Here is a 25,079-nt window from a genome sequence, read left to right on the forward strand (position 1 = left end):
GCGCCGCCTTTTTTCTGTTTAGCCCCCTCCTCCTTTAGGGGAGGGGCATTGAGACTTAGCGCCGTAGCTTTAGCGAAGGCGGTTAGTCGCAGCGGGGTGGGGGATAACCGCTTGCGCTGCGCCCGTGGAACGCCCCCACCCCAACCCCTCCCCTGAAGGGGAGGGGCTTTACGTCGTCAAAACCATCGCCGGACGGCGCAGCATATGTACGCCTAGCCCTGTAAACCACAGAATCTGACCTAGTCCAAATATCGCCGCCAGATCACCCATGCCTGGAATGAACGTGCAGATACCCGCGATGGCGATAAGGATGCCCGGCCAGTTAAGCCATGCTGGCAGCAGCTTGTCACGGATTGCGGCGACACAGATCAGCAGCATCCACAGCCCACCCACCAACTCTATCCCGCCACCCAGAGCGGACTGGACTATGCCAATGCTCGACCAGATGGTCGCTGCGGCTTGTGGTTCTTCCAGCGCCATCCTTGCTACACTTTGCAGCCCGACCAGGCCGGTCATGCCGCTGGCCAGCACCAGTCCGACCCAAACAAGGCCGAAGCTGGTGGCGATCTGCAGGGTAAAGTCGTTATCCGATGCCATGCGGCGATGAAGCGCGATAACGAGAACAGCCAGTGCGACACCAAAGGCGAGGTACAATATGATCATCGCCATCACCATTGCGGCCTGATTGTCGAGGGCAAAGGCGAGATCGCCCGACAGGCCATCATAACCGCTGCGGTCGAGCACGCCGAGAAACAGGCCAAAGCCGAAGATATAGCTGAGTGCACAGAACAGGGCAGCAAGACCGCCTGCGCGGTTTTCCGAAAGACTATTGCTCATCATCACCTTCCTTATAACCGAGCAGATCACCCGGCTGGCACTCGAGCACCGCACAGATTGCTTCCAGTGTTGAAAAGCGGATCGCTTTGGCTTTGCCGGTTTTGAGGATGGACAGATTGGCCATGGTGAGGCCGACTTCTTCTGACAATTCGGTCAGTGTCATGCGCTTGTCGTGCAGCAGATCGTCGAGCTTTACGGTAATCGGCATCAGACCGTTCCTTCCAGATCAGAGCGCATCGCCGCGCCGTGATCAAACACACGGGCTAGTACGATCAGCAGCAGGCCGAGCAAAATGCCCTGAAGTGGTATTTCGGCATTGATTTCAAAATCGACATCGGCCGATGCCTGCACGCCGCCATAAGCAGCAATCACGCCCGCGAAGATGAATTGGCCGAAAAAGCTGAGCGCCTGTATCGCCAATATCGCCAGCCCCATGCCGCGCAACCGCACCGCATTCACCGGGATAAACGGGTCGCCCTCGCTGACGGATTCCACGATCATTCTAAGGCGTTGAATAAAGAAGTAGGCCAGGATGAGAGTAAACACGCCGGCGGCCATGAAGCCAGCAATAGCCGAGATCAGCAGGATATCCGGCTTATTGACAAAGACTTCGGCCAAGCCCTCAAGCATGGGGCCAGAAAAAATAAACAGAAAGGGGATAGCCAGCACGATGGCGATCCCGGCGAATATGGTCACCCATTGCGCGAAAATGATAATGACGCGCGCGATCTTCAGCACCGCGTCATTCTTGATTATCTCATGTTCTGATATCGACATATCATGATTCTCCGTTCCATATTGATAATCAATAAGGATATATCGAAAAACGTCAAGATATTTATTGAAAAACAATAAACTTTGCACCCTTTCGGCTTAGATGGCCGCTGAGGGAGCGCCTGCTTATGGAGTTTACCGCCCACCTCTTGACGCGAATCCAACAGATGCCTATATCCCCGAGACTTCCGAAAATTCGAGACATGGGCAGCTTGTGCGCGGGGCTGTTCACAGGAATGAACTTCGGGAACTTTAACGACGCAAAGCTGCGATTTTCTCTCAAGCCATAGGCTTGCTGGAAACACGCGGCTTTTGTCGTTTTCACGCCGCAGAAAATCATAAAAGCCGTTCCGCCAGCATCTGCTGTCCGGTGCGGTGACACTCTTCCGGCGCGCAGATATGCGCGCCGATGCAAATAAGGGCGAATGCATCCATGGCAAGTAAGGCGAAGAATCCCGCGGAACGGCTTATCCCGACCGCGAAAAAGCGTATCCGCAAGATTTTCGGTGACATCCACGAAGTGATCCGCATGCCGAACCTGATCGAGGTTCAGCGCGAGAGCTATGAGCAGTTTCTGCGCTCCGATCCTTCAATCGGCTATGTCTCCGGCCTGGAAAAAACGCTGCGCAGCGTTTTCCCGATCCGCGATTTCGCCGGCACCGCCGAGCTCGATTTCGTGCATTATGAGCTCGAAGATCCGAAATATGACATGGAAGAATGTCGCCAGCGCGGCATCACCTATGCCGCCCCGATGAAGGTAACGTTGCGCCTTATCGTGTTCGAGGTCGACACCGAAACCGAAAGCCGCTCCGTGCTCGATATCAAGGAGCAGGACGTTTATATGGGCGACATGCCGCTGATGACGCATAATGGCACGTTCATCGTCAACGGCACCGAGCGCGTTATTGTCAGCCAGATGCACCGTTCGCCTGGCGTGCTGTTTGATCATGACCGCGGCAAGACCCATGCTTCGGGCAAGTTCTTGTTCGCCGCGCGCGTCATTCCTTATCGTGGTTCCTGGCTCGACTTTGAGTTTGATGCCAAGGATATCGTCAATGTCCGTATCGACCGTAAGCGTAAGCTGCCGGTTACCGCGCTGCTGTTCGCGCTCGGCGATGCTGTCCTCAAGCTCACCGACCAGAAGGGCAAGTTCAAGGTTGGTGACGAAGTTCGCGTTTCCGGCGTCCGCAAGCCGCTCGAAGTGGTTGCGGTTGAAGGCGATCTGCTGACCGTGAAAGACCCTGTTGGCGCCATCGAAATTGGCGGCACCGTCGATATTCCGGAAAGCAGCAACAGCGCGACCATCTCGCGCATCGTCAAGCAGGGCATGGATCAGGAGGATATCCTCCACTATTTCTATGACACTGTGACCTATGAGCGCGGCTCGAAAAAGGCAGGCGATGGCTGGAAAATCCCGTTCGCTGCCGAAGCATGGCGCGGCCAGAAGCCGACTTTCGACATTGTTGATGCCAAGTCCGGCGAAGTTGTCTTCGCGGCTGGCCAGAAGATCACCCCGCGCGCTGCCAACAAGGCGGAGAAGGACGGCCTTAAAGAGCTGTTGATCCCGACCGAAGAGATTTATGGCCGCTATTCCGCGCGTGACCTGATCAACGAAAAGACCGGCGAGATTTATATTGAGGCGGGTGACGAAGTCAGCGTCGAAAATCTCGAAAAGCTGGAAGCGGCGGGCATTGAAAGCCTCGAGCTTCTCGACATTGACCATGTCACCACCGGCGCATGGATCCGCAACACCATGAAAGCTGACAAGTCGGAAAATCGTGATATGGGCCTTGACGCGATCTACCGCGTGATGCGCCCCGGCGAACCGCCGACGCGCGAAACTGCGGAATCGCTGTTTGAAGGCCTGTTCTTCGACGGTGAGCGTTATGATCTGTCGGCTGTTGGCCGCGTCAAACTCAATATGCGCCTCGATCTTGATGCGCCGGATACCCACACTACGCTGCGTAAGGAAGATATCCTTGCCGTGGTCAAGACGCTGGTCGATCTCAAGGACGGCAAGGGTGAGGTTGACGATATCGATAACCTCGGCAACCGCCGTGTCCGCTCGGTCGGTGAGCTGCTGGAAAACCAGTATCGCGTTGGCCTGCTGCGCATGGAGCGTGCGGTCAAGGAGCGTATGAGCTCGGTTGATGTGTCCACCGTGATGCCGAACGACCTGATCAACGCCAAGCCTGCAGTTGCCGCGGTGCGTGAGTTCTTCGGCTCTTCGCAGCTGTCGCAATTTATGGACCAGACCAACCCGCTGTCGGAAGTCACGCACAAGCGCCGCGTTTCGGCCCTCGGTCCCGGCGGTCTGACGCGTGAACGTGCCGGCTTTGAAGTCCGCGACGTTCACCCGACGCACTATGGCCGTATGTGCCCGATTGAAACGCCTGAAGGCCCGAATATCGGTCTGATCAACTCGCTGGCGTCGTTCAGCCGGGTCAACAAATACGGCTTTATCGAAACGCCGTACCGCAAGGTTGTCGATGGCAAGGTCACCAGCGAGGTGGTCTATCTCTCGGCGATGGAAGAGCAGAAACACACGGTTGCGCAGGCCAATGCGGACCTGAATGATGATGGCTCTTTTGCCGATGAGTTTGTCTCGGCACGTGAAGCCGGCGAATTCCTGATCGCGCCGCGCGATGCCATCACCCTGATGGACGTTTCGCCGAAACAGCTGGTTTCGGTTGCGGCCTCGCTCATTCCGTTTCTGGAAAATGATGACGCCAACCGCGCATTGATGGGATCGAACATGCAACGTCAGGCGGTGCCGCTGGTGAAAGCCGAAGCGCCGTTCGTCGGCACCGGTATGGAAGCCACTGTCGCCAGCGACTCTGGTGCGGCGATTGCGGCCAAGCGTGCCGGTATTGTCGACCAGGTCGATGCAACGCGTATCGTGATCCGTGCCACCGGCGCGGTCGATGCCGGCAAGTCGGGCGTCGATATCTACCGTCTGCAGAAATTCCAGCGTTCCAACCAGAACACCTGCATCAACCAGCGCCCGCTGGTGAAGGTGGGTGATGTGATCGAGGAAGGCGATATTCTTGCTGACGGTCCATCCACCGATATGGGCGAACTGGCGCTCGGCAAGAACAGCCTCGTCGCGTTCATGCCGTGGAATGGCTATAACTATGAGGACTCGATCCTGATCTCCGAGCGGATTGTGAAGGATGACGTCTTCACCTCGATCCATATCGAGGAATTTGAGGTCATGGCCCGCGACACCAAGCTGGGCCCAGAAGACATCACCCGCGACATTCCGAATGTCGGCGAGGAAGCGCTGCGCAACCTCGACGAGGCGGGCATTGTCTATATCGGTGCCGAAGTGCATCCGGGTGATATTCTTGTCGGCAAGATCACGCCAAAGGGCGAAAGCCCGATGACGCCCGAAGAGAAGCTGCTGCGCGCTATCTTTGGTGAAAAGGCTTCGGACGTTCGCGATACCTCGCTGCGTCTGCCTCCGGGTGTTGCCGGTACCGTGGTTGAGGTCCGCGTGTTCAACCGTCACGGCATCGACAAGGATGACCGCGCAATGGCGATTGAGCGTGAAGAAATCGAGCGTCTCGCCAAGGACCGCGAGGACGAACGCTCGATCCTCAACCGTGCGACCTATAACCGTCTGCGCGACATGCTGGTCGGTCAGACCGCCACCGGCGCGCCAAAGGGCTTCAAGAAGGGCAGCGAGATCACCGCTGATAACCTCGAAGAAGTCGAAAAGCATGAATGGTGGAAGTTCGCGGTTGCCGATGATGCGCGTCAGGCAGACTTGGAAGCCGTCAAGCAGCAATATGACGATGCCGTCACGCTGATTAACGAGAAGTTCGAGGACCGCCGTGACAAGCTGGAGCGTGGTGACGAGCTGGCTCCGGGCGTGCTGAAAATGGTCAAGGTGTTCGTCGCGGTGAAGCGCAAGCTGCAGCCTGGCGACAAAATGGCCGGTCGTCACGGCAACAAGGGTGTGATTTCGCGCATCCTGCCACAGGAAGACATGCCGTTCCTTGAGGATGGCACGCCGGTGGACATCGTGCTCAACCCACTGGGTGTTCCGAGCCGTATGAATGTTGGTCAAATCTTCGAGACCCATCTCGGCTGGGCCGCGCGTGGTCTCGGCCAGCAGGTGACCCAGGCGCTCGAAGACTGGCGCCATGCCAACCCTGATCCAGAAGCGGCGAGCCCGCCCGATGCGGTGAAGGAGCGGCTCAAGATCGTCTATGGTGATGACTATCATGACGAGATTGAGAAGCGTTCGGACGCTGAGATTGTCGAGCTTGCCGGCTACCTCAAAAACGGTGTCCCCATGGGCACGCCGGTATTTGACGGTGCACGCGAGGGCGATGTCTCGACCATGCTGGAACGTGCCGATCTCGATGCGTCGGGACAGGTTGATCTGTTCGATGGCCGTACCGGTGATCGCTTCGATCGTAAGGTGACCGTGGGCTATATCTATATGCTCAAGCTGCACCATCTGGTTGATGACAAGATCCACGCCCGTTCGATTGGCCCCTACAGCCTCGTCACCCAGCAGCCGCTGGGCGGTAAGGCGCAATTTGGCGGCCAGCGCTTCGGTGAGATGGAAGTCTGGGCGTTGCAGGCCTATGGCGCCGCCTATACGCTGCAGGAAATGCTGACGGTGAAATCGGACGATGTTGTCGGCCGCACCAAGGTTTATGAGTCGATCGTCAAGGGTGACGACAGCTTTGAAACCGGCATTCCCGAAAGCTTTAACGTTCTGGTCAAGGAGATGCGCTCGCTCGGTCTCAATGTCGAACTCAAATCATTTGATGATGCCGAGGACGACGAAGATGGCGACAGCGCAGGCGAATTGCCCGAGGCTGCGGAATAAGGGGTCGGGCGGCGCTGGCCGCCCCGCCACCTGAACCCAAGAATTTTATGGGGCGAGAAGCCCTGATGAGGACAGCAACATGAATGACCTGACGAAATTCAATAATCCGACGCAGAAGCCCGAAACTTTTGACCAGATCCAGATCGGCCTCACCAGCCCGGAGAAAATCCGCAGCTGGTCCTATGGTGAGATCAAAAAGCCGGAAACCATCAACTACCGTACCTTCAAGCCGGAGCGTGACGGCCTGTTCTGTGCCCGTATCTTCGGCCCGGTGAAGGACTATGAGTGTCTGTGCGGCAAATATAAGCGGATGAAGTATAAAGGCGTAGTCTGTGAGAAGTGCGGCGTTGAAGTCACCGTGACCAAGGTGCGCCGTGAGCGTATGGGCCATATTGAGCTGGCCGCTCCGGTGGCGCATATCTGGTTCCTGAAATCGCTGCCATCGCGCATCGGCCTGCTGCTCGATATGCAGCTGAAACAGCTTGAGCGCGTGCTCTATTTTGAGAGCTATGTGGTCATCGAGCCGGGCCTCACCGCGCTGGAGAAATTCCAGCTGCTGACCGAGGACGAGCTGCTTGAAGCGCAAGACGAATATGGCGAAGACGCTTTCTCTGCCGGTATCGGCGCCGAAGCGGTCAAGATCATGCTGCAGGACCTGGACCTGGAGCAGGAGCGCGAAGACCTGCTGCGCGAGCTGGAAGAAACCAAGTCCACGCTGAAGCCGAAGAAGATCATCAAGCGCCTCAAGGTGGTTGAGAGCTTTATCGAATCTGGCAACAAGCCTGAATGGATGATCCTGGAAGTCATTCCGGTGATCCCGCCTGAGCTGCGCCCGCTGGTGCCGCTAGATGGTGGCCGTTTCGCGACGTCCGATCTTAACGACCTCTATCGCCGCGTGATCAACCGGAACAACCGTCTGAAGCGCCTGATGGAACTGCGCGCACCAGACATCATTGTCCGTAACGAGAAGCGCATGCTGCAGGAAGCAGTTGACGCGCTGTTCGACAATGGTCGCCGTGGCCGCACCATCACCGGTGCCAATAAGCGTCCGCTGAAGTCGCTCTCTGACATGCTCAAGGGCAAGCAGGGCCGCTTCCGTCAGAACCTGCTCGGTAAGCGTGTCGACTATTCGGGCCGTTCGGTCATCGTGACCGGTCCGGAACTGAAGCTGCACCAGTGCGGCCTGCCGAAGAAGATGGCGCTCGAACTGTTCAAGCCGTTCATCTATGCCCGTCTTGACGCCAAGGGCCTCTCCATGACGCTGAAACAGGCGAAGAAATGGGTGGAGAAAGAGCGCAAGGAAGTCTGGGATATCCTTGATGAGGTGATCCGCGAGCATCCGGTGATGCTCAACCGCGCGCCGACTTTGCACCGCTTGGGCATTCAGGCATTTGAGCCGGTTCTGATCGAAGGTAAAGCGATCCAGCTTCACCCGCTGGTCTGTTCCGCGTTCAACGCCGACTTTGACGGTGACCAAATGGCTGTCCATGTGCCGCTGAGCCTTGAGGCGCAGCTCGAAGCGCGCGTCCTGATGATGTCGACCAACAACATCCTGTCGCCCGCCAATGGTAAGCCGATCATCGTGCCGTCACAGGATATGGTTCTCGGCCTCTACTATCTCTCCATGGATCGTGAAGGCGAGCCGGGCGAGGGCATGTTGCTGTCCGATATGGCCGAAGTGCATCAGGCGCTCGAAGTAGGCGCAGTGACGCTGCACTCCAAGGTCCATACCCGCGTGCCGCAGACCGATGAGGACGGCAACACCGTCATGCAGCGGTTTGAGACCACGCCGGGCCGTATGCTGATCGGTGAGTGCCTGCCGAAATCGCACAAGGTGCCGTTCGATGTCGTCAATCGCCTTCTCACCAAGAAGGAAATCGGCGACGTTATCGACCAGGTGTATCGTCACACCGGCCAGAAGGACACGGTGCTGTTCGCTGATGCCATCATGGTTCTCGGCTTCCGCCACGCATTCAAGGCGGGCATCTCCTTCGGTAAGGATGACATGATCATTCCGGACTCGAAGGATCAGATGGTCGAGGAAACCAAGACTCTGGTCTCCGACTATGAGCAGCAATATCAGGATGGTCTGATCACCCAGCAGGAAAAATACAACAAGGTGATCGACGCCTGGAGCCGCTGTGGTGACCAGGTAGCCGCCGCCATGATGGAAGAGATCAAGGCGACGCCGAAGGACGAGAATGGCCGCGAGAAAGAGATCAACTCGATCTATATGATGAGCCATTCGGGTGCGCGTGGTTCGCCAGCGCAGATGAAGCAGCTTGCCGGTATGCGTGGCCTGATGGCCAAGCCGTCGGGCGAGATCATCGAGACCCCGATTATCTCGAACTTCAAGGAAGGTCTGACCGTTCTTGAATATTTCAACTCCACCCATGGCGCGCGTAAGGGCCTTGCCGATACCGCGCTGAAGACCGCGAACTCGGGTTATCTGACCCGCCGTCTGGTCGACGTTTCACAGGACTGCACCATTGTTGAGCAGGATTGCGGCACCGAAAATGCGCTGGAGATGAAGGCGATCGTTCAGGGCGGCAGCACCATTGCTTCGCTCGGCGAGCGTATCCTGGGCCGCACTCTGGCCGAAGATATTGTCGACAGCGCCAGCGGTGATGTCGCGTTCAAGAAGGGCACATTGCTCGACGAGGCGGCTGTGGCCAAGATCGAAGAACTGGGCATTCAGGCAGCGCGCATTCGCTCACCGCTCATCTGTGAGAGCAAGCAGGGCGTTTGCGCCAAATGCTATGGCCGTGATCTCGCTCGCGGTACGCCGGTGAATATCGGTGAGGCTGTTGGCGTTATCGCTGCCCAGTCGATCGGTGAGCCGGGCACACAGCTGACCATGCGGACCTTCCACATTGGTGGTGCTGCGCAGCTCAATGAGCAGTCCAACCTTGAAGCGGTTGCCGATGGTAAGATGGAATATCGCGATATTCCGACCATCACCGACAAGAAGGGCCGTCGCCTGTCGCTGGCCCGTAATGGTGAAATTGCTATCATCGACAAGGAAGGCCGTGAGCGTGCGGTGCACAAGCTGCCTTATGGTACCAACCTGCTGGTTGGCGATGGCGAAGAGGTGAAACAGGGCGACAAGCTGGCTGAATGGGATCCGTTCACCATGCCGTTGATCACCGAGAAGCCGGGTGTTGTGAAGTATCAGGACATTGTCGAAGGCAAGACGCTGACCGAGCAGACCGACGAAGCCACCGGCATCGCCCAGCGCGTGATCAGCGAGTATCGCGCAACGGGTCGCGGCAAGGCCAAGGAAGACTTGCGTCCACGCCTGACCCTGCTCGATGATGAGAGTGGTGAAGCAGCGAAGTATATGCTCGCTGTAGGCACCACCCTATCGGTTGAAGATGGCCAGACGGTTGAAGCCGGTGACGTGGTTGCACGTGCCAGCCGCGAAGCCGCCAAGACACGCGACATCACCGGCGGTCTGCCGCGTGTTGCCGAGCTGTTCGAGGCGCGTGTGCCGAAGGATCATTCGGTGATCGCCAAGATTTCGGGCCGGATCGAATTTGTGCGTGACTATAAAGCCAAGCGCAAAATCGCTATCCATCCGGAAGAAGGGGATTCGGTTGAATATCTCATTCCGAAGGCGAAGGTTATCGACGTTCAGGAAGGCGACTATGTCAAGAAGGGCGATGCGCTGGTCTCCGGCTCACCTGACCCGCATGACATTCTCGAAGTCATGGGCGTTGAGGCGCTGGCCGAATTCCTGGTCGCCGAGATTCAGGAAGTCTATCGTCTGCAAGGCGTGAAGATCAACGATAAGCATATCGAAGTGATCGTGCGCCAGATGCTGCAGAAAGTGGAAATCACCAATGGCGGTGATACCACGTTGCTGCCGGGCGAACAGGTCGACCATGAAGAGATGGACGAGATCAACGCCAAGCTGCCCAAGGGCAAGGAACCGGCGACCGGTAATCCGGTGCTGCTGGGCATTACCAAAGCCTCGCTGCAGACGCGTTCCTTCATTTCTGCCGCATCCTTCCAGGAAACCACCCGCGTCCTCACCCAGGCCGCAGTGGAAGGCAAGAAGGATACGCTGGTCGGCCTGAAGGAAAACGTCATCGTTGGCCGCCTGATCCCGGCGGGTACCGGTGCCGGCATGAACCGCAAACGCATCGCCGCCTCAGGCCGCGACGCTGCGCTGCGGGCACAGCAAAAGGCACTCGCCGATGCGATGGCAGCCGCCAACGCTCCCGACGAGGAAGCCGCACCAGCAACCGAAGACGCAGCGGAGTAATATCGCTGCGTCGGCGGCGGCTGGTACGCTGATACAAACGAGAAGGCCCCGCCGGAGCGATCCGGCGGGGCTTTTTGTTTGTACAGTTATTCTGCTGAGGGTTGTTCTGACCCAACCTCTGGTAAGGTGCCGGGTGGAGCATCGCCGTCCTGCTTGCCTTCAATCGAAGCGAGCAGAAGCTGGGCTGCCTCCGCGGAACCGGTCTGATGTGGATCCAGCAGCATGGGTTGCAGGACATTACGGGCATAAGCGTATTGCCCATCACTAATGAGTTGCAGGGCAACATTTGCGCGCAATGCCTTGTCATAAGGCGCAAGTCCAAGCGCTTGTATCAGAGCATCCTTGGCGAGTTTGGTTGGCTGCTTTCCGCGGCCTTCGTAACTGCGATAATAGTATATCAGCGGTATAGGGTTGTCCGGTTCCAGCTTATTGGCAGTGCTGATCGCTTTCATCGCTTTTTTCCAAAGCGCTGCCGTCTCTTCCCCTTCAGAGTTTTGAGCGATGCGGAAGGTAGCGAGTATCCTTTGCTTATGCGCGTCCATGTTTTCCGGATCGACAGCCAGGGCACGATCTGCCGCTATGAGCGCTTCTGCATCATTACCTGCGTCATATTCCGCTTCTGCTAAAGCTGCGTTGACGAAGGGGTCATCGGGATACTTTGTGGCAACTGCCCGTACTTTAGGCAGTAGTTCTGCAGCCTGTTCTGTATCAACCCCGCGTCTCGACTGAGCGAGCAATGGCATAACCTTGGAGGCGCCTTCACTTAGCCTGCGTGTTTGAATATCGCCAATTGAGAATTTGTCCGCTGAAATTTCGAAAGCATTCATGCGCCGCTTGGCAAGATATTTGTCTAGATCTTTCTCCAATATTTCCAGATCACCAAAGGCTTGGGTCGCAGCATCTATCGGTTCCTTGCCTGCAATCATGTTGTTTAGATATGCAACGAGCTGCCCCTTGCGCTTCGACTCTGGCGATAAGCCGTCCATGGTCAGATAATGGAACAGCAGCCAGCTACGACCGTAAAATGAATCCCCTCGTCTTCTACCTTTACGGCTTCTGTTATAAGCTCCGGTATCAAGTAATAACTCGACAGGAACTTCACTCATCCGAAATAGCTGATACGCACGATGCTGGGCTGGACGACCAAGCCAGACCGAACCGTCACGTTTAAACGCTGCTGAGGAATAGAATTCTGCAAAACCTTCACTATACCAACGGGGGAAGGAAAAGGAGTAATAGCTGTACATGAAGTGATGTGCATATTCATGGAGCAGCGTAATTTCGCTATAAGATAGTTCCTCGCCATTGCCCTCCCGAACTTTTGGTACGAAAGCGACAGAAGCTCCAGCGCGCGATACATAGAAACCGCCCACACGGCGAGATGAGTCTCCCAATAGGCGCTGTACGGTTTTCGTGTTGCGAACAACGAATATCGTTACCCGATTGGACGGGGAGACGGGTTCCGTACCTTTTCGCGTTAGATAGGACATCGCTCCGTGATATTTTTCAAGCTGCTCGGCAAATTCCCGGATATCGTTTTCCGATTGATCGGCATAAATCAGAAAATGCTCACTGCTCGCTTCATGCCATGCTGCATGAGCTGGAACGATTATGATCAGACTCAAAATCGCAAATAGGGCTGTACGTAGTGCCATAATTACGGAGACTGTCGTAAAGCCAGGTGATCGTCAACTGCAGTAAGTTCCAGTTTTACATCTGACACAAAGAAAAAGCCCCGCCAGATCGTCTCTGGCGGGGCTTTCTATTGTAATGGAATAAAAAGCAACGATCAGTTACTCGCCTTCTCTTCAATCGGCTTGGCAGCTGCGAGGCGCAAGGTATCGCTGCCGATCAGCTCCTTGGCGCGGATGATGGCGGCGGCAGTTTCCATTTCGCCTTTATGGATCTTGGTGCCCATTTCTAGCAGCTCGCCGGAAATCACCGTGCCGGTCGGGCCATATTCGGTGACCGCGATCTTGCCCTTGTTGCTGAGCAGCTTGTCCCATTCGGCGCGGACGACTTCCCAGTAATCGGCAGTCGATTTCCAGTAATCATCGGCTGCCGCAGTGTCGTAATCGTCGAACTTGGTATAGGTGTTCAGCACATATTCCTGCACGATCGGCTTCAGCTCGCCATCGACCATGCCCATTTTGGTATTGTCCTGAAAATGGATCCAGCCGCCGGGCATTTGCGAGTGGCGGTTGATGCCGACATAGCGGTCATAGGGGGTTTCGCGAATGGCGTCGCGACGTGCCTGGGGGCGCCAGGTCCAGTTAGAGGCCCAGCGACGGACACCGGCTTCCTCTTTCCATTCGCCAATACCGGCATAGCGCGGGCTGTCATCGACCTGATAGACAGTCTGTGACCATTTGCCCTTGCGGTCTTCTTCGCTGATCGCTTCGTTCGACCATTCGCCGGTGTCGGAATAGACCAGCATCGCTTCGGGCTGATATTCCCAATCCTGACGCCAGTGCTTGACGATGAAGTTTTCGCCATCGGGCGTTTCGACGACGAGAAGGTGTTGCAGCACGATCTTGGTGCCGGTGTCTTCAATGATGCGGACCGACTCATGGCCGCCGGAAATCTTGCGATCAAGCGGCTCATAACCTTCGACCCATGCGGTCGATTCCTGCATGTCAAAGCGCACTTTATAGTCGCCTGCCATCGCCAATATGTCGGCACGGTCGGCTTCAAAAGCGGCCATCATTGTCTCGTCAATAGCCGACATTACAGGCTCAGCGCCTTGCGCCCAAGCGACAGAAGCCGGTGCCGACGCAGCAAGCGCGGCGGCGCAGGCCAGCAGGGCTGGACGCTGGCGGAGAAGGGAAGTGAAGCTGATCATTGAAGGTCTTCCTTGGTCTGTCCTTTGCGCACCGGAATAGGCGCACAGAGTCGTTGTGAATTTCCCGAAAACCAATATCCGACAAAAATAGCTAATGCAAACAATTCTTAGTTGCAAACTGCATTTGGCGAGGTATAGGAGCTTTTGATAACGACTCTCATTATAGTTTTAGAAAGTGCCCTATGCCCCCCCATATTGCATCTGTTGATTTACCTCTACGTACATCGCTGCGGAGCTGGAAAATAGCCGCTGTTTCCGGCTTCTCGCTGGCTATCGCGCTGGCGTCTCCGGCGCAGGCTGCTGACGCGTCGGCAATGGCAGAAACTGCAAGCGAATCAACAGTCAAAGCACCTTCGGTTGCCGATGATGACCAGCGTCGCGGCATTGGTGCCCGCAATGATCCAGATGATCCTGATTCCGATGACGATATCGAGCAGCCGGAGCCGCGCACCGGACTTAACACTATCACCGTCACAGCGACGCGTAATGAGTCGACGGCATTTGATTATCCCGGCTCGGTCAGCGTTGTGGATCGCGACATTATCGATGATTTCAACCCGTCGAGTCTCGCAGAGATTTTCCAGGCAATTCCCGGTGCGCGTTTTGATGGCGGTCCGCGTCGCTCCGGTTCGGTGCCAACTGTTCGCGGCCTTGGCGGCGATGGTGTGTTGATCTTTATCGATGGCGCGCGGCAAAGCTTCACATCCGGTCATGATGGTCGCTTGTTCCTTGACCCGGAACTGTTGCAGGCGGTTGAGGTTGTCCGTGGCCCGACTTCGGCGCTTTACGGTTCGGGTGCATTGGGCGGCGTTATCTCGCTGCGCACCATCACCGCACAGGACTATCTTGGCGAGGGCGAGCAGGTTGGTGGTCGCGTTGTTGCCGGTTATCAGGGCGTCAATGACGAATGGCGCTGGGGCGGTACGGCCGCGATGCAGTCGAGCGATGGTGAATTTGACTTTGTCGGAAATGTCACCTTCCGCAATTCCTCGGATATTGAGCTCGGCAGCGGTCTCACGCTTCCGGATCGCAGTGACAGCTTCAATTCGCTCGCCAAATTCACCTGGCGACCCAGTGACTCGCTGACGCTTTCAACACAATGGGTGCATAACAGCAGCGACACGCTCGACCCGAATAACCCGCAGGGCAATAATGTCGGCGGGCCAGGCAATCTCAACGTCAACCGCAGCATCCGTAGCAACACGCTGCAGACCTCGCTCAATTTCAATCCGGTCAGTGATCTGGTCAATGCCGATGTCATCTTCTTCTATGCCAATAACCGTGTTGGCGAGCAGGAAGTAGGGACATCGCGGCGCATATCGCGTGAGGTGGAGACCTATGGCATAACGCTGGTCAATCGTTCCGAATTTGCCCTGGGCGACAATGCCAGCCTCCGCTTCACCTATGGCGGTGAATATTATCAGGATGAGCAGACCGGCACCGATAACACGACCGCAGATGGCACGCGTGGTGGTGTGCCCGATGCGACCCGTCGTTTCTATGGTGCGTTCGTTCAGGCGGAACTCGGCATTGAAACCGGTATCGGTGAATTCAACATCATCCCGGGTATCCGCTTTGACCGCTTTGAGAACGAGGCTGTCGGTGAACAGGACGTCAATGACGATGCTTTTGCACCCAAGGTGGGCGTATCATGGAAACCCGTTCCCGAACTGATCCTGTTTGCCAATTGGGCCGAAGCCTTCCGTGCGCCTTCCTATAACGAGATTTTCGCCGATGGCGTGCACTTCCAGATTCCCAATCTCGGAGGCCCTCCGGGGCCGCCGCAATTTGTCTCCAATCTGTTCGTCCCCAATCGCGATCTGCAGCCTGAAGAGTCCGAGACCATCGAATTTGGCGCCGGCGTCGATTTCAGCAATGTCATCTGGGGCAATGACCGGTTTACGCTCAAGGGCAGCTATTATGAGTCTGACGTCGATAATCTGATCGGTCTGGATGTCGATATTCCGGCTGGCTGTTTCGGCGCGCCATTCCCGCCCTGCGGCTCCGGCGCGCCCTTTGGCAATATCAGCCGTAATGTGAATTTTGCCCAGGCAGAGGTCAGCGGTTTCGAGATCGAGGGTAGCTATGACAGCGACTATTTTTATGTGCGCGCCAATTTTGCCACGATTGACGGTGTTGACCGCGCTACCGGTGAATTTGTCGGCGTCCTGACGCCGGACCTGTTGTTCGTCGATACCGGTTTCAAATTCGCGCCGTTCGATCTGCGTGTTGGTGCCCGGTTGACCGTGGCGGGTGATTTTACCGAGGTGGATGATCCGCTGCAGTTCCGCGATGGCTATGAGACCGCTGATGTCTACGCGATATGGCAGCCGCTATCCGGCGCTCTTGAAGGTTTTCGCCTCGATCTTGGTATCGACAATGTCACCGATAATGATTTTGAAGTGGTCGCCGCTGGTGTCAGCCAGCCAGGCCGCAACTACAAGGCAACGCTGAGCTGGCGGGGGGCATTTTAGGGGTAAAACGCCCAATTCCGTCAGTTCAGCTTGTGGCTCCACCCAGCGCTTACATACATATCTATGTATTCTCTCCATCGCTGCGCTGGGTGGAGCTTCTCTAATGTGAAGCACATTATCCGCTTACATTGCAGCGATATTCTCCATTGCCTGCTTCAGCGGCTCTTCGCCCAGCATCATTTGTTGCGCCGCGGTAACGATGGTGACATCCTCAATGCCGAGAAACGCCATGATGTGCTTTAGATAGCTGCTATTATAGTCAATAGCGCTACCGATTTCCGTGCCGCCTGAGGAAATGGCGATATAGGCTTTCTTGCCTTTCAACAGACCTTCTGGACCGGTCTCGGTATAGCGGAAGGTTTTGCGTGCACGTGCGATCAAGTCGATCCACGCTTTGAGCGATGCGGCGATGCCGAAATTATACATCGGGGCGCCGATGACGATGGTGTCCGCACGCTCCAGTTCATCGATCAGGCTATCGGAGAGTGCCAATACCTCTTTCTGCGCCTCGCTGCGATCTGCATCATCAGTGAAGTTGGCGCCTACCCAGTCTTCGGTAACAAAAGGCAGGCCTTTAGCAACATCGCGGTAGATCACTTCGTGATGCGCTAGTTGATCAACGATGGCGCGGGTCATTTTCCGGCTTGAGGAACCATCGGTCAGGGCGCTTGAATCGATATGTAATATGGTCATGGTTTTTCTCCTTGGGGCTTAGTCGGGGTAGTAGAAACAGTTCAGGGCCAGACTTCCGCCTGACCCTGAGCGTGGTTAGTGCATGGTAATATTGTCCGCGGTTTCGACGAGAACGATCTCGGTCTCACCTTGGGCGGTGAAGGTGACAGGGGCATTACCGCCAATGGCTATCCCATCGCGGGTATCCACCGTCACATCATTGGCCAGCAACGTGCCTTTGGACGGAACTGCATAAGCCAATTGTCCTTCGGGTGCGGCATAGGTGACGCTCTCGCCATCCTGCAATGTCGCGGCATAGAGCCGGGCATCAGCGCGGATTTCGAGCGCGCCCTCGGCAACATCGTCAGCATAGCCGCTGGCGAGCACTTCGAGCTTGCCCGATCGGTCACCGCGCGGAAATTCACGGGCGTCCCAGCGCGGTTCACCGCCGCGCTCACGCGGGATGATCCAGATCTGGAACAGACGGGTTTCCTCATCTTCCAGATTGAACTCGCTATGCTGAATACCGCTGCCGGCGCTCATTACCTGAACATCGCCGGCTTCGGTGCGGCCTTCATTGCCGACAGAATCGCGGTGGGTGATCGCGCCCTGGCGGACATAGGTGATAATCTCCATGTCCTGATGCGGATGGGTGGGGAAACCGCTTTTGGCGGCGATTTCATCATCATTCCATACGCGCAGCGCCCCCCAGTTCATGCGATCCCGGTCAAAATAGGACCCAAAGGAAAAGTGATGCCGGGCATTGAGCCAGCCATGATTGGCGTGACCAAGCGTGTCAAATGGGCGTTTCTCCAACATAATATGTCTCCTTCGGTTGGTGGGTTGATAAAAGGGGTGGGTGCCGACTGGAGGGGAAGCCGACACCCGGGGGAAAGGGGTTTATGCAGCTTGGGCTTGCAGCGAGCCCTGACCATCGCGCATGCTGTCCAGTGCGAAGGCACCTCGGCCCAGCAGAGCCTGTACGACCAGCGCGACAGCCCAGAATACCGGGAACTCCCAGCCGCCATTGGGGTTTGAGAAAACCCAGCCATTGGCAGCATGCGGGATGGTTGCACCGATCAGCAGCGGAACCAGAGCCAGCGATACCATGCGGGTCTTGAAGCCGAGGATCAGGGCCGCGCCGCCGATGACTTCTGCAGCTATGACCGGATATGCCAGGAAGCCGGCAAAGCCGATGCTCTCAAAGAAAGCGGCGGTGCCCGCAGGTGTGAAGACCAGCAGCTTGAGCAGGCCATGTGCGGCCAGCATGGTGCCGAGTGAAACACGCAGTAAAGCGGTGCCATAAGCGGTTAGGTCGGTGTCGTCTGAAATTGTCTGTGTCATTGTCTGTCTCCCTAATGCGGTGAAGCGATGCACAGGAGATAGGCCTGATTGCTAACGTATGGAATTGACGAAAATTCTATACTGACTATACGTTTTTGCATGGTCAAAGAGATGAACAGTCTGGACTGGAATGACCTGCAGACCTTTTTGGCGATTGCCGAAACGGGCAGTCTTTCCGCCGCCGCACGTCAGCTCGGCGTAACCCAGCCGACCATGGGCCGTCGCCTGAAAGCGCTGGAACAGCGCGCCGGCGCACGACTGCTGCAATCCATGCCTCGTGGTTTTGTGCTGACCCCATTGGGTGAACAGATACTGGGCCATGCACAAATCATGCGCGAACAGATGGACTCAGCCGAGCGCGCCATTAGCGGCGGCGATATGCGGCTGGAAGGAGTGGTGCGCATTACCACAGTGGAAATGCTGGCCGGTGAAATTGTTGTGCCCGCGATGGCCGCCCTGTGTCAGGAGCATCCGGGCATCAGTCTCGAACTGGTGCCGGGTTCGCGCTCTTTCAATCTCTCCAAGCGCGAAGCCGATATTGCGCTCAGGGTAGCGCCGTTTGAAGGACAGAGCCTGATCAGCCGCAGGGTCGGCTATCTGCGTCATCGCCTCTATGCGTCTGTGGATCGCGCCGCACGACAACCGAGGCTGTCAGATTGGCCGGATGATGCGCCGCTATTGACGGTGATGGAAGATCAGATGCACCTGCCACAGATACGCTGGCTGCATCAGAAACTGCCCAATGCGCAAATCTGCTTCCGCAGCAATGCCCGCCATCTGCAGGCCCAGGCGGCAGCACAGGGGCTGGGCCTGGCTTTGCTGCCTGAATTGGTCGAGCAGATCGTGCCAGGGCTGGCGCGGATTGAGAGCGATGACCTGCCCGATCACCCGCCAGTGCATCTCGGTGTCCATCGCGACCTGCGCGATACCCCCCGTATTCGCGCCGCCATGGACGCGATTATTGCGCGAGCTGCAGCGATTTTGGGTTAAGATAATACACCCGAAAGGGACTGATTTGCCTGCCACGGCGGAGTGAATATTTACGTTTTCGAGGCGGGATGCGGTAAAAACAAGCGGCGACGAAGGTTTCAGAGAAAAGTTTTTTGCACTGGCTGAGGTGCGCATAACTGACTCATTTCTGCGGGTTTCCGGGCCATTTGAGTCGTCGCGACTCGTGGAGTTAAGCGGTTTAACCCGAAATTAACCTTTAATCTTCAGAAACATTATGGTTAATACGAAGCGGAGAACAGCACGAGGCCGTATTCGCTTACCGTCGAAACAGTAGATACAAGGGGCTGCCTGATGCGCGTACTGTTGATTGAAGATGAACCGACTACGGCAAAAGCTATTGAGCTGATGCTGACCACCGAAGGCTTTAATGTCTACACCACTGATCTTGGCGAAGAAGGCCTCGATCTTGGCAAGCTTTATGATTATGACATTATTCTTCTCGATCTCAATCTGCCGGATATGCACGGCTATGATGTGCTGAAGAAACTGCGTGTCGCCAAGGTGCAGACGCCAGTACTGATCCTGTCCGGTGTGTCGGAGATGGACAGCAAGGTGCGCTCTTTCGGCTTTGGTGCTGATGATTATGTCACCAAGCCTTTCCATCGTGAAGAGCTGGTGGCGCGTATTCAGGCGGTTGTTCGGCGTTCCAAGGGCCATTCGCAATCGGTTATCCGTACTGGCAAGCTGGCGGTCAATCTCGATGCCAAGACGGTTGAGGTTGATGGCGCGCGGGTTCACCTGACCGGCAAAGAATATGCCATGTTGGAGTTGCTCAGCCTGCGCAAAGGCACGACGCTCACCAAGGAAATGTTCCTCAATCACCTCTATGGCGGCATGGACGAGCCGGAACTCAAGATTATCGACGTTTTCATCTGCAAGCTGCGCAAGAAGCTGGCACTGGCCTGTGATGGTGAAAACTATATCGAAACCGTATGGGGCCGCGGCTATGTACTGCGCGATCCGCAATCCGATGCCGAGACCCAAGCAGCCTAAACGGCGAAACCAATAACCAATTTCGGGGTATTACCCGGGGGCAAGCAATGGGCTGGCTGTTCATGCGAACGGTCAGCCCATTGTCAATCCAGCGTCTGCTTGCGGGTTACTCCGCACTGCTGGTCTGCAGGAACCAGCGTTCGCCGCCTTCCAGACCGATAGCGGTCAACTGATCGGTGATATAGGCACCTGTATCAATGCCGATTCGGTTGCGCTGCTGGTCGACACTGTCCGAAATGGTATGACCATGGATGACGAATTTCTCGTGCCGCCTTTTGTCGCCGATGAAATCCTCGCGGATCCAGCGCATGTCTTTCGCGGACTGCTCGCTCAACGGCACATCGGGCCGCACGCCGGCATGGACAAAAACATAATCACCAATGATAATCTGGTCCTGGAAATCGGACAGAAAGACGATGTGCTCAGCCGGGAATAGCTCGGAAAGCGTTTCCGCCAATTCTTCCAGATCAAGCTCGCGATACTGCTTTTCCGGCAGGCCATAGCTTAATATCGTCTCGCGTCCGCCGATACGGTTGAAGAAGCGCACCATTTTCGGATCGCCGGTCGAAGCGCCGAGCATCACTTCCTCATGGTTGCCCATCAGGAAGCTGGCTTTGTCATAGCGGCTGGATAGTGTCATTGCCCGTTCGATGACCGCGCGGCTATCGGGTCCACGATCGACCAGATCGCCCATCAAAATTACATGGTTATGGGCTTCGCCGCGCTTCGCGATATCGCCATCAATCATATCGAGCAGCTGGTCCAGCAGATCGGCGCGGCCATGAATGTCGCCAATGGCATAGATACGTTGTCCAACCGGAACGGCCAGTCCACGGGAATTGCTCTGATTGCGGCGAAAAAGGGTCTTCAACATGGCTCGTGTCAATATGATCGGTTGGCGCTCTGGCTAAAGTGGTCAGAGCAATATGGCCGATTGCGCTCCTATTTTATCCTTCTACGGCGAAGCTGAGACCCGCATTGGCCTCTAGCCGGGCTACCAGTTTGTCACCGAGCAAAGCGGCAGGGGTGTAGATACCGCCATCGCTCTCGGTCACATCGCGGACCAGACACATGGCGGTCTCGGCGATCATCTTCGAGGTCGAGCCATAGCCCGGATCCTTGTCACCCTTGACGCCATAGGTCGCGGTCGCGCCATCATTCATCTCGGCGATGAACATGATGTCGTAAAAGCCGTTTTCGCGCTCGTCCTTGCTTGGGCCTTCGCCAGGCTTGGGCGCATCATCGCCGCCCATCATATCGGTGGTGGCGAGGTGGTTGGCGATGGCTTCACCTTGCTCACCCGGGCCGGTCAGCATCATCTCGTCATAGCGGAAATCCTCGCCATAGGGATGGCCGAGCAGAGCGTTGGTGCGGTGAACATTCTTGGTGTTGATCGGCGCCATGATAAACGGCGCGGCCCAGCTTTGCAGCGCTTCATCATATTCCGGCTTGTTTCCCTTGGGCTGATCGGGCCCGGCAAAACCGCCTGCAAGGCTGAACGGATCGGTGAGATAGCCGATCACCTTCGGGTCTTTGGCAGCAGCGGCCATCGTGGCTTTCAGGCTGGCCGCAGTGCCGCCAGAGAAGGTGCCCTGCATGGCGCGGACACGGCCTTTGATGCGTGGCGCAGGCTGGCCAAAACGCTCCTTGCATTCCTGCTGCAGCTTATAGACGCCGAGATCAAAGGGGATCGAGTCAAAGCCGGTCGAAAAGACAATGCGCGCGCCGCTTTGCTTGGCGGTGTCTTCCAACGCATCAATCTTCTGGCGCATCCAGGCCGGTTCGCCAGAAAGGTCGCAATAATCGGTACCATGCTCGGCGCAGGCAGCGACCAGATCATTGCCATAAAGCTGGTAAGGACCAACGGTCGTGACAACTGCCTTAGTCCGCTGCACCATATCGGCAAGCGAGGCAGGATCATTGGCATCGGCGGTCACAAATGGCGTGTCGGCAGGTGCGCCAATCTCGTCGCGCACAGCGGCCAGCTTCTCTTCGGAACGGCCTGCCATCGCCCATTTTGGCGCATCGCCCCCCGCTCCATATTGCTTGGCGAGATACTCCGCGACCAATCGCCCGGTAAAGCCAGTTGCGCCATAGACGATGATATCAAATTCGCGCGAAGAACGGTCGGTCATGAAGATACTCCTCTCAAAAGAGATTTCTGAAGAATGGCCTATGCCGTCTGATTGCTGAACCGCGGATTTAAGGCCCTGGCTCCCCTATGGAGCAGTCGCGGCGTCTATGGACAATATTGCCGCATTTGTCACGCGCGGATTGCCGCAAATGCGTAGCTGTTACACCCCGCAATATACGCGCTTAAATGCCATATTGCCGACTGGCCAGATCGAACATGATCTCCTCTGAACCGCCGCCAATGGCCATCACCCGCACCTCGCGATAAATCCGCTCAACCCGGTTGCCGCGTACATAGCTGGCACCGCCCAGTATCTGGCACGCTTCGCGGGCGCAGAATTCCATAGTGCGCGTCGCCTGTACCTTGAGCAGCGCAAAATCGCCGGGCGCGGCATTACCCTGCTGCACCGTCCAGGCACAACGGTCGATCATCGCCTGTGTCGCCTGAATCTGGCGCAGCATATCGGCGAGCTTATGGCGGATGGTTTGCCGCTGCGACAAGGGTTTGCCAAAGGTCTCGCGCTGCTGCGCCCATTCCAGCGCGTCTTCATAGCAAATCCGCGAAAACGCCGCTGCCTGCTGCGCCATGCCCAGCCGCTCGCCATTGAAATTCTGCATAATCCCGGCAAAGCCCTGATTTTCGGGGCCGATCAGATTCTCCACTGGTACTTCAACATCATCAAAATGGATCGTCGCCGTGTCTGAAGCATGCCAGCCCATTTTAGGCAGAGCGGTACGCGAGACGCCGGGTCTCTCGGTTTCTACCAGCAACAGCGAGATGCCACCAAAGCCGGTATCGCCGGTGCGCACGGCAAGCGTGATATAATCGGCGCGCATGCCCGATGTGATCAGCGTCTTGCCGCCATTGACGCGATAGACATTGCCATCGCGCACGGCCCGGGTTTTGAGATTGGCAACATCAGAACCGCCCGACGGCTCGGTAATGCCCAATGCGATAATCGCATTACCCGCCAAGACCTTGGGTGCAATGCGCTGCTGCAATTCCGGGCTACCCAAGGCCAGTATCGGCGGCAGGCCAATGCCATGTGTCATTAAGGAGGCGACAATCCCGCCAGCGCCGGCACGGCACAGCTCTTCGCTTTGCACAAGTCCGTGAAAGATATCGAATTCGGTCCCGCTGCCGCCCAGTTCTTCTGGATAGCCAAGTCCAATGACGCCGGCATCGGCCGCCTTGCGGTGTAGGTCGCGCGGTAACTCTCCGGCTGCTTCCCAATCATCGACATGGGGGAGGATTTCGCGGGTGACAAAGGCACGTACACTATCGGCAACCGCGTCATGGGTTTCATCATAAAAGGGCGAACGGCTGCGCCACTCATCAAAAAGATAGGATGTCATGCAGCTTTGTTAGAATGCCGGAGTTTCGAAGTCACCCTTCTTTCGCGCCAAGCAAGATCACGCTTGGCAGCAATGTTCCTGTTCGTTGCTCTCTGCGGCAATCTTTTCAGCATCGATGCGCGTGCCATAATGGGTAACTTCGCCAGTGGTACTGAAGGTTTCCCAGATCACCCCATCCGGGTCTCTGGTCCAGTTCTTCTCGGATTGCGCATAGCAGCAAGTTGTCTGGCCTTCTTCATAGATATCGCCACCGGCATCACGGATCCGGCCATAGACCTCAGCAAGCTCGTCCATATTCTCGGCCTCTATGCCGATATGCTCAATGCCCCGCTCGGTGCCTTCGTGGCTGGACATCGCGAAATTGACGCGCGGATTTTCAAGCATCCACTTGGCATAATCGTCTTTTTGGACCGTTGGTGGCGAACCGAAGAGACGAGAATAATAGGCAACAGATTTTTCAATGCTGTCGACCGAGAGGTGAATATGCATCCGTTTCATGGACATGCTCCTTTGCTGTTAAGAAGATCGACTGCTGTCGCATCGCCCGCGCAGCAATTCTGCAGCATGAATGCGATCAGCCGATTCATCATGGGATAGTTGGCGCGGTAGATGAGCGTGCGTGACTGACGTTCCTGTGTCAGCAACTCTGCGCGCTTGAGATGCGCCAGATGGAAGGAAAGAGAGCTGGGCGGGACACCCAGCCTATCGGCAATGGCACCAGCCGAAAGCCCGCTTTGGCCAGCTTCGACAGCTAGGCGGAAGATCTTCAACCTGTGTTCCTGTGCCAGCGAGGCCAGCGCTTCGACCGCTTGCTTGGTATCCATAACCAGTTCCTTGATTCGATATTTCCAAATATATCGAAATAATAAGCTGCGTCAAATCATTTCGAGAATACTCGAAATGTTAGCAACGGCTGTTTTGGGAAGCTGCTTGCGGCTGGCTTTCAAAGCTTCGGGAGTGTCACCCCGCGCTGGCCCATATATTTTCCCGCCCGGTCGGCATAGCTGGTTTCGCATGGCTCATTGCCCTGAAGGAAAAGGAACTGGCACGCGCCTTCATTGGCGTAAATCTTCGCCGGAAGCGGCGTGGTGTTGGAGAATTCCAGCGTCACATGGCCTTCCCAACCCGGTTCCAGCGGCGTCACATTGACGATGATCCCGCACCGGGCATAGGTCGATTTGCCGAGGCAGATAACCAGTACGTCCTTGGGTACACGAAAATACTCAACCGTCCGTGCAAGCGCGAAGCTGTTGGGCGGGATGATGCAGACATCGGTCTCGCGATCGACAAAGCTTTTCGGATCAAACTCTTTGGGATCGACGACTGAGCTGTCGACATTGGTGAAAATTTTGAACTCGGGCGCTACCCGCGCATCATAGCCATAGGATGACAGGCCATAGCTGATACAGCCATCGCGCCGCTGCGCTTCGACAAAGGGTTCGATCATGCCCCTTTCCTGCGCCTGGGTGCGGATCCATTTGTCGGACAGAATGGCCATGGGGGTATTGCTCCGGAAAGGATTTTGGGGCG

The 25,079-nt window shown here is 56.5% G+C and carries 19 protein-coding genes; 5 read left to right on the top strand and 14 right to left on the bottom strand.

Features of this window, described 5'->3' with window-relative positions; genetic code table 11:
- Positions 1–168 precede the first annotated feature (168 nt).
- Genes RB602_RS04210 through RB602_RS04220 form a run of 3 tightly spaced genes read right to left on the bottom strand, consistent with a single transcriptional unit; the run spans position 169 to position 1,614 of the window.
- Positions 169–840, bottom strand: coding sequence for a DUF4386 family protein (locus RB602_RS04210; protein WP_317083236.1), 672 nt, complete (start codon positions 838–840; stop codon positions 169–171).
- Entirely contained in the window at positions 827–1,045 is a 219-nt protein-coding gene (locus RB602_RS04215; RefSeq protein ID WP_317083238.1) for a helix-turn-helix domain-containing protein, read from the bottom strand. Before RB602_RS04215 ends, RB602_RS04210 begins: the two co-directional genes overlap by 14 nt.
- Complete coding sequence (locus tag RB602_RS04220; RefSeq protein ID WP_317083239.1) at positions 1,045–1,614, bottom strand: DUF2975 domain-containing protein; 570 nt, start codon at positions 1,612–1,614, stop codon at positions 1,045–1,047. Before RB602_RS04220 ends, RB602_RS04215 begins: the two co-directional genes overlap by 1 nt.
- A 430-nt stretch (positions 1,615–2,044) precedes the next feature.
- Here RB602_RS04220 and rpoB point away from each other — a divergent pair, with 430 nt between their 5' ends.
- Positions 2,045–6,457 (top strand): DNA-directed RNA polymerase subunit beta, encoded by a 4,413-nt coding sequence (gene rpoB / locus RB602_RS04225; RefSeq protein WP_317083241.1) that lies wholly within the window; start codon positions 2,045–2,047, stop codon positions 6,455–6,457.
- A gap of 79 nt (positions 6,458–6,536) precedes the next feature.
- Positions 6,537–10,724 (top strand): DNA-directed RNA polymerase subunit beta', encoded by a 4,188-nt coding sequence (rpoC, locus tag RB602_RS04230; protein ID WP_317083242.1) that lies wholly within the window; start codon positions 6,537–6,539, stop codon positions 10,722–10,724.
- Positions 10,725–10,810: 86 nt separating this feature from the next.
- Here rpoC and RB602_RS04235 read toward each other — a convergent pair whose 3' ends face one another.
- Both RB602_RS04235 and RB602_RS04240 read right to left on the bottom strand, forming a co-directional pair.
- Positions 10,811–12,379, bottom strand: a complete 1,569-nt coding sequence (locus RB602_RS04235) for a hypothetical protein (protein ID WP_317083244.1) — start codon at positions 12,377–12,379, stop codon at positions 10,811–10,813.
- A gap of 134 nt (positions 12,380–12,513) precedes the next feature.
- Positions 12,514–13,566 carry a DUF6607 family protein gene (locus tag RB602_RS04240; protein ID WP_317083246.1) on the bottom strand — a complete coding sequence of 351 codons (1,053 nt, stop codon included), beginning with the start codon at positions 13,564–13,566 and terminating at the stop codon, positions 12,514–12,516.
- 182 nt (positions 13,567–13,748) lie between these two features.
- Between RB602_RS04240 and RB602_RS04245 the strand changes: the two genes are divergently transcribed.
- Positions 13,749–16,040, top strand: coding sequence for a TonB-dependent receptor domain-containing protein (locus tag RB602_RS04245; protein ID WP_317083248.1), 2,292 nt, complete (start codon positions 13,749–13,751; stop codon positions 16,038–16,040).
- A 123-nt stretch (positions 16,041–16,163) separates the two neighbouring features.
- Here the strand turns inward: RB602_RS04245 and RB602_RS04250 are convergent, their stop codons facing one another.
- The 3 genes from RB602_RS04250 to RB602_RS04260 form a co-directional block, all read right to left on the bottom strand.
- Complete coding sequence (locus RB602_RS04250; protein WP_317083250.1) at positions 16,164–16,733, bottom strand: FMN-dependent NADH-azoreductase; 570 nt, start codon at positions 16,731–16,733, stop codon at positions 16,164–16,166.
- A 75-nt stretch (positions 16,734–16,808) separates the two neighbouring features.
- On the bottom strand, positions 16,809–17,531 hold the full coding sequence (locus RB602_RS04255; protein WP_317083252.1) for a pirin family protein: 723 nt from the start codon (positions 17,529–17,531) through the stop codon (positions 16,809–16,811).
- A gap of 81 nt (positions 17,532–17,612) precedes the next feature.
- On the bottom strand, positions 17,613–18,056 hold the full coding sequence (locus tag RB602_RS04260; protein ID WP_317083254.1) for a DoxX family protein: 444 nt from the start codon (positions 18,054–18,056) through the stop codon (positions 17,613–17,615).
- A 111-nt stretch (positions 18,057–18,167) separates the two neighbouring features.
- Between RB602_RS04260 and RB602_RS04265 the strand changes: the two genes are divergently transcribed.
- Complete coding sequence (locus RB602_RS04265; protein ID WP_317083256.1) at positions 18,168–19,046, top strand: LysR family transcriptional regulator; 879 nt, start codon at positions 18,168–18,170, stop codon at positions 19,044–19,046.
- A gap of 312 nt (positions 19,047–19,358) precedes the next feature.
- A complete protein-coding gene (gene ctrA / locus RB602_RS04270) occupies positions 19,359–20,060 on the top strand; it encodes a response regulator transcription factor CtrA (protein WP_317083258.1) in 702 nt (233 codons plus the stop codon).
- Positions 20,061–20,166: 106 nt separating this feature from the next.
- Here ctrA and RB602_RS04275 read toward each other — a convergent pair whose 3' ends face one another.
- The 6 genes from RB602_RS04275 to dcd all read right to left on the bottom strand — a co-directional run bounded on the left by RB602_RS04275 (position 20,167) and on the right by dcd (position 25,047).
- Entirely contained in the window at positions 20,167–20,934 is a 768-nt protein-coding gene (locus RB602_RS04275; protein WP_317083260.1) for a metallophosphoesterase family protein, read from the bottom strand.
- A 73-nt stretch (positions 20,935–21,007) separates the two neighbouring features.
- On the bottom strand, positions 21,008–22,195 hold the full coding sequence (locus tag RB602_RS04280; RefSeq protein ID WP_317083262.1) for a saccharopine dehydrogenase family protein: 1,188 nt from the start codon (positions 22,193–22,195) through the stop codon (positions 21,008–21,010).
- Between the two features lie 181 nt (positions 22,196–22,376).
- Positions 22,377–23,549: an acyl-CoA dehydrogenase family protein gene (locus RB602_RS04285; protein WP_317083264.1), complete on the bottom strand. Its 1,173-nt coding sequence runs from the start codon at positions 23,547–23,549 to the stop codon at positions 22,377–22,379.
- 57 nt (positions 23,550–23,606) lie between these two features.
- Positions 23,607–24,047 carry an ArsI/CadI family heavy metal resistance metalloenzyme gene (locus tag RB602_RS04290; protein WP_317083265.1) on the bottom strand — a complete coding sequence of 147 codons (441 nt, stop codon included), beginning with the start codon at positions 24,045–24,047 and terminating at the stop codon, positions 23,607–23,609.
- Complete coding sequence (locus RB602_RS04295) at positions 24,044–24,373, bottom strand: ArsR/SmtB family transcription factor (RefSeq protein WP_317083267.1); 330 nt, start codon at positions 24,371–24,373, stop codon at positions 24,044–24,046. The genes RB602_RS04290 and RB602_RS04295 overlap by 4 nt, the downstream gene beginning before the upstream one ends.
- Before the next feature lie 119 nt (positions 24,374–24,492).
- Positions 24,493–25,047, bottom strand: a complete 555-nt coding sequence (dcd, locus tag RB602_RS04300; RefSeq protein ID WP_317083269.1) for a dCTP deaminase — start codon at positions 25,045–25,047, stop codon at positions 24,493–24,495.
- Positions 25,048–25,079: the final 32 nt, after the last annotated feature.

Origin of the sequence: Parasphingorhabdus sp. SCSIO 66989, from assembly GCF_032852305.1 — a bacterium.
Classification (GTDB): Bacteria; Pseudomonadota; Alphaproteobacteria; order Sphingomonadales; family Sphingomonadaceae; genus Alterisphingorhabdus; species Alterisphingorhabdus coralli.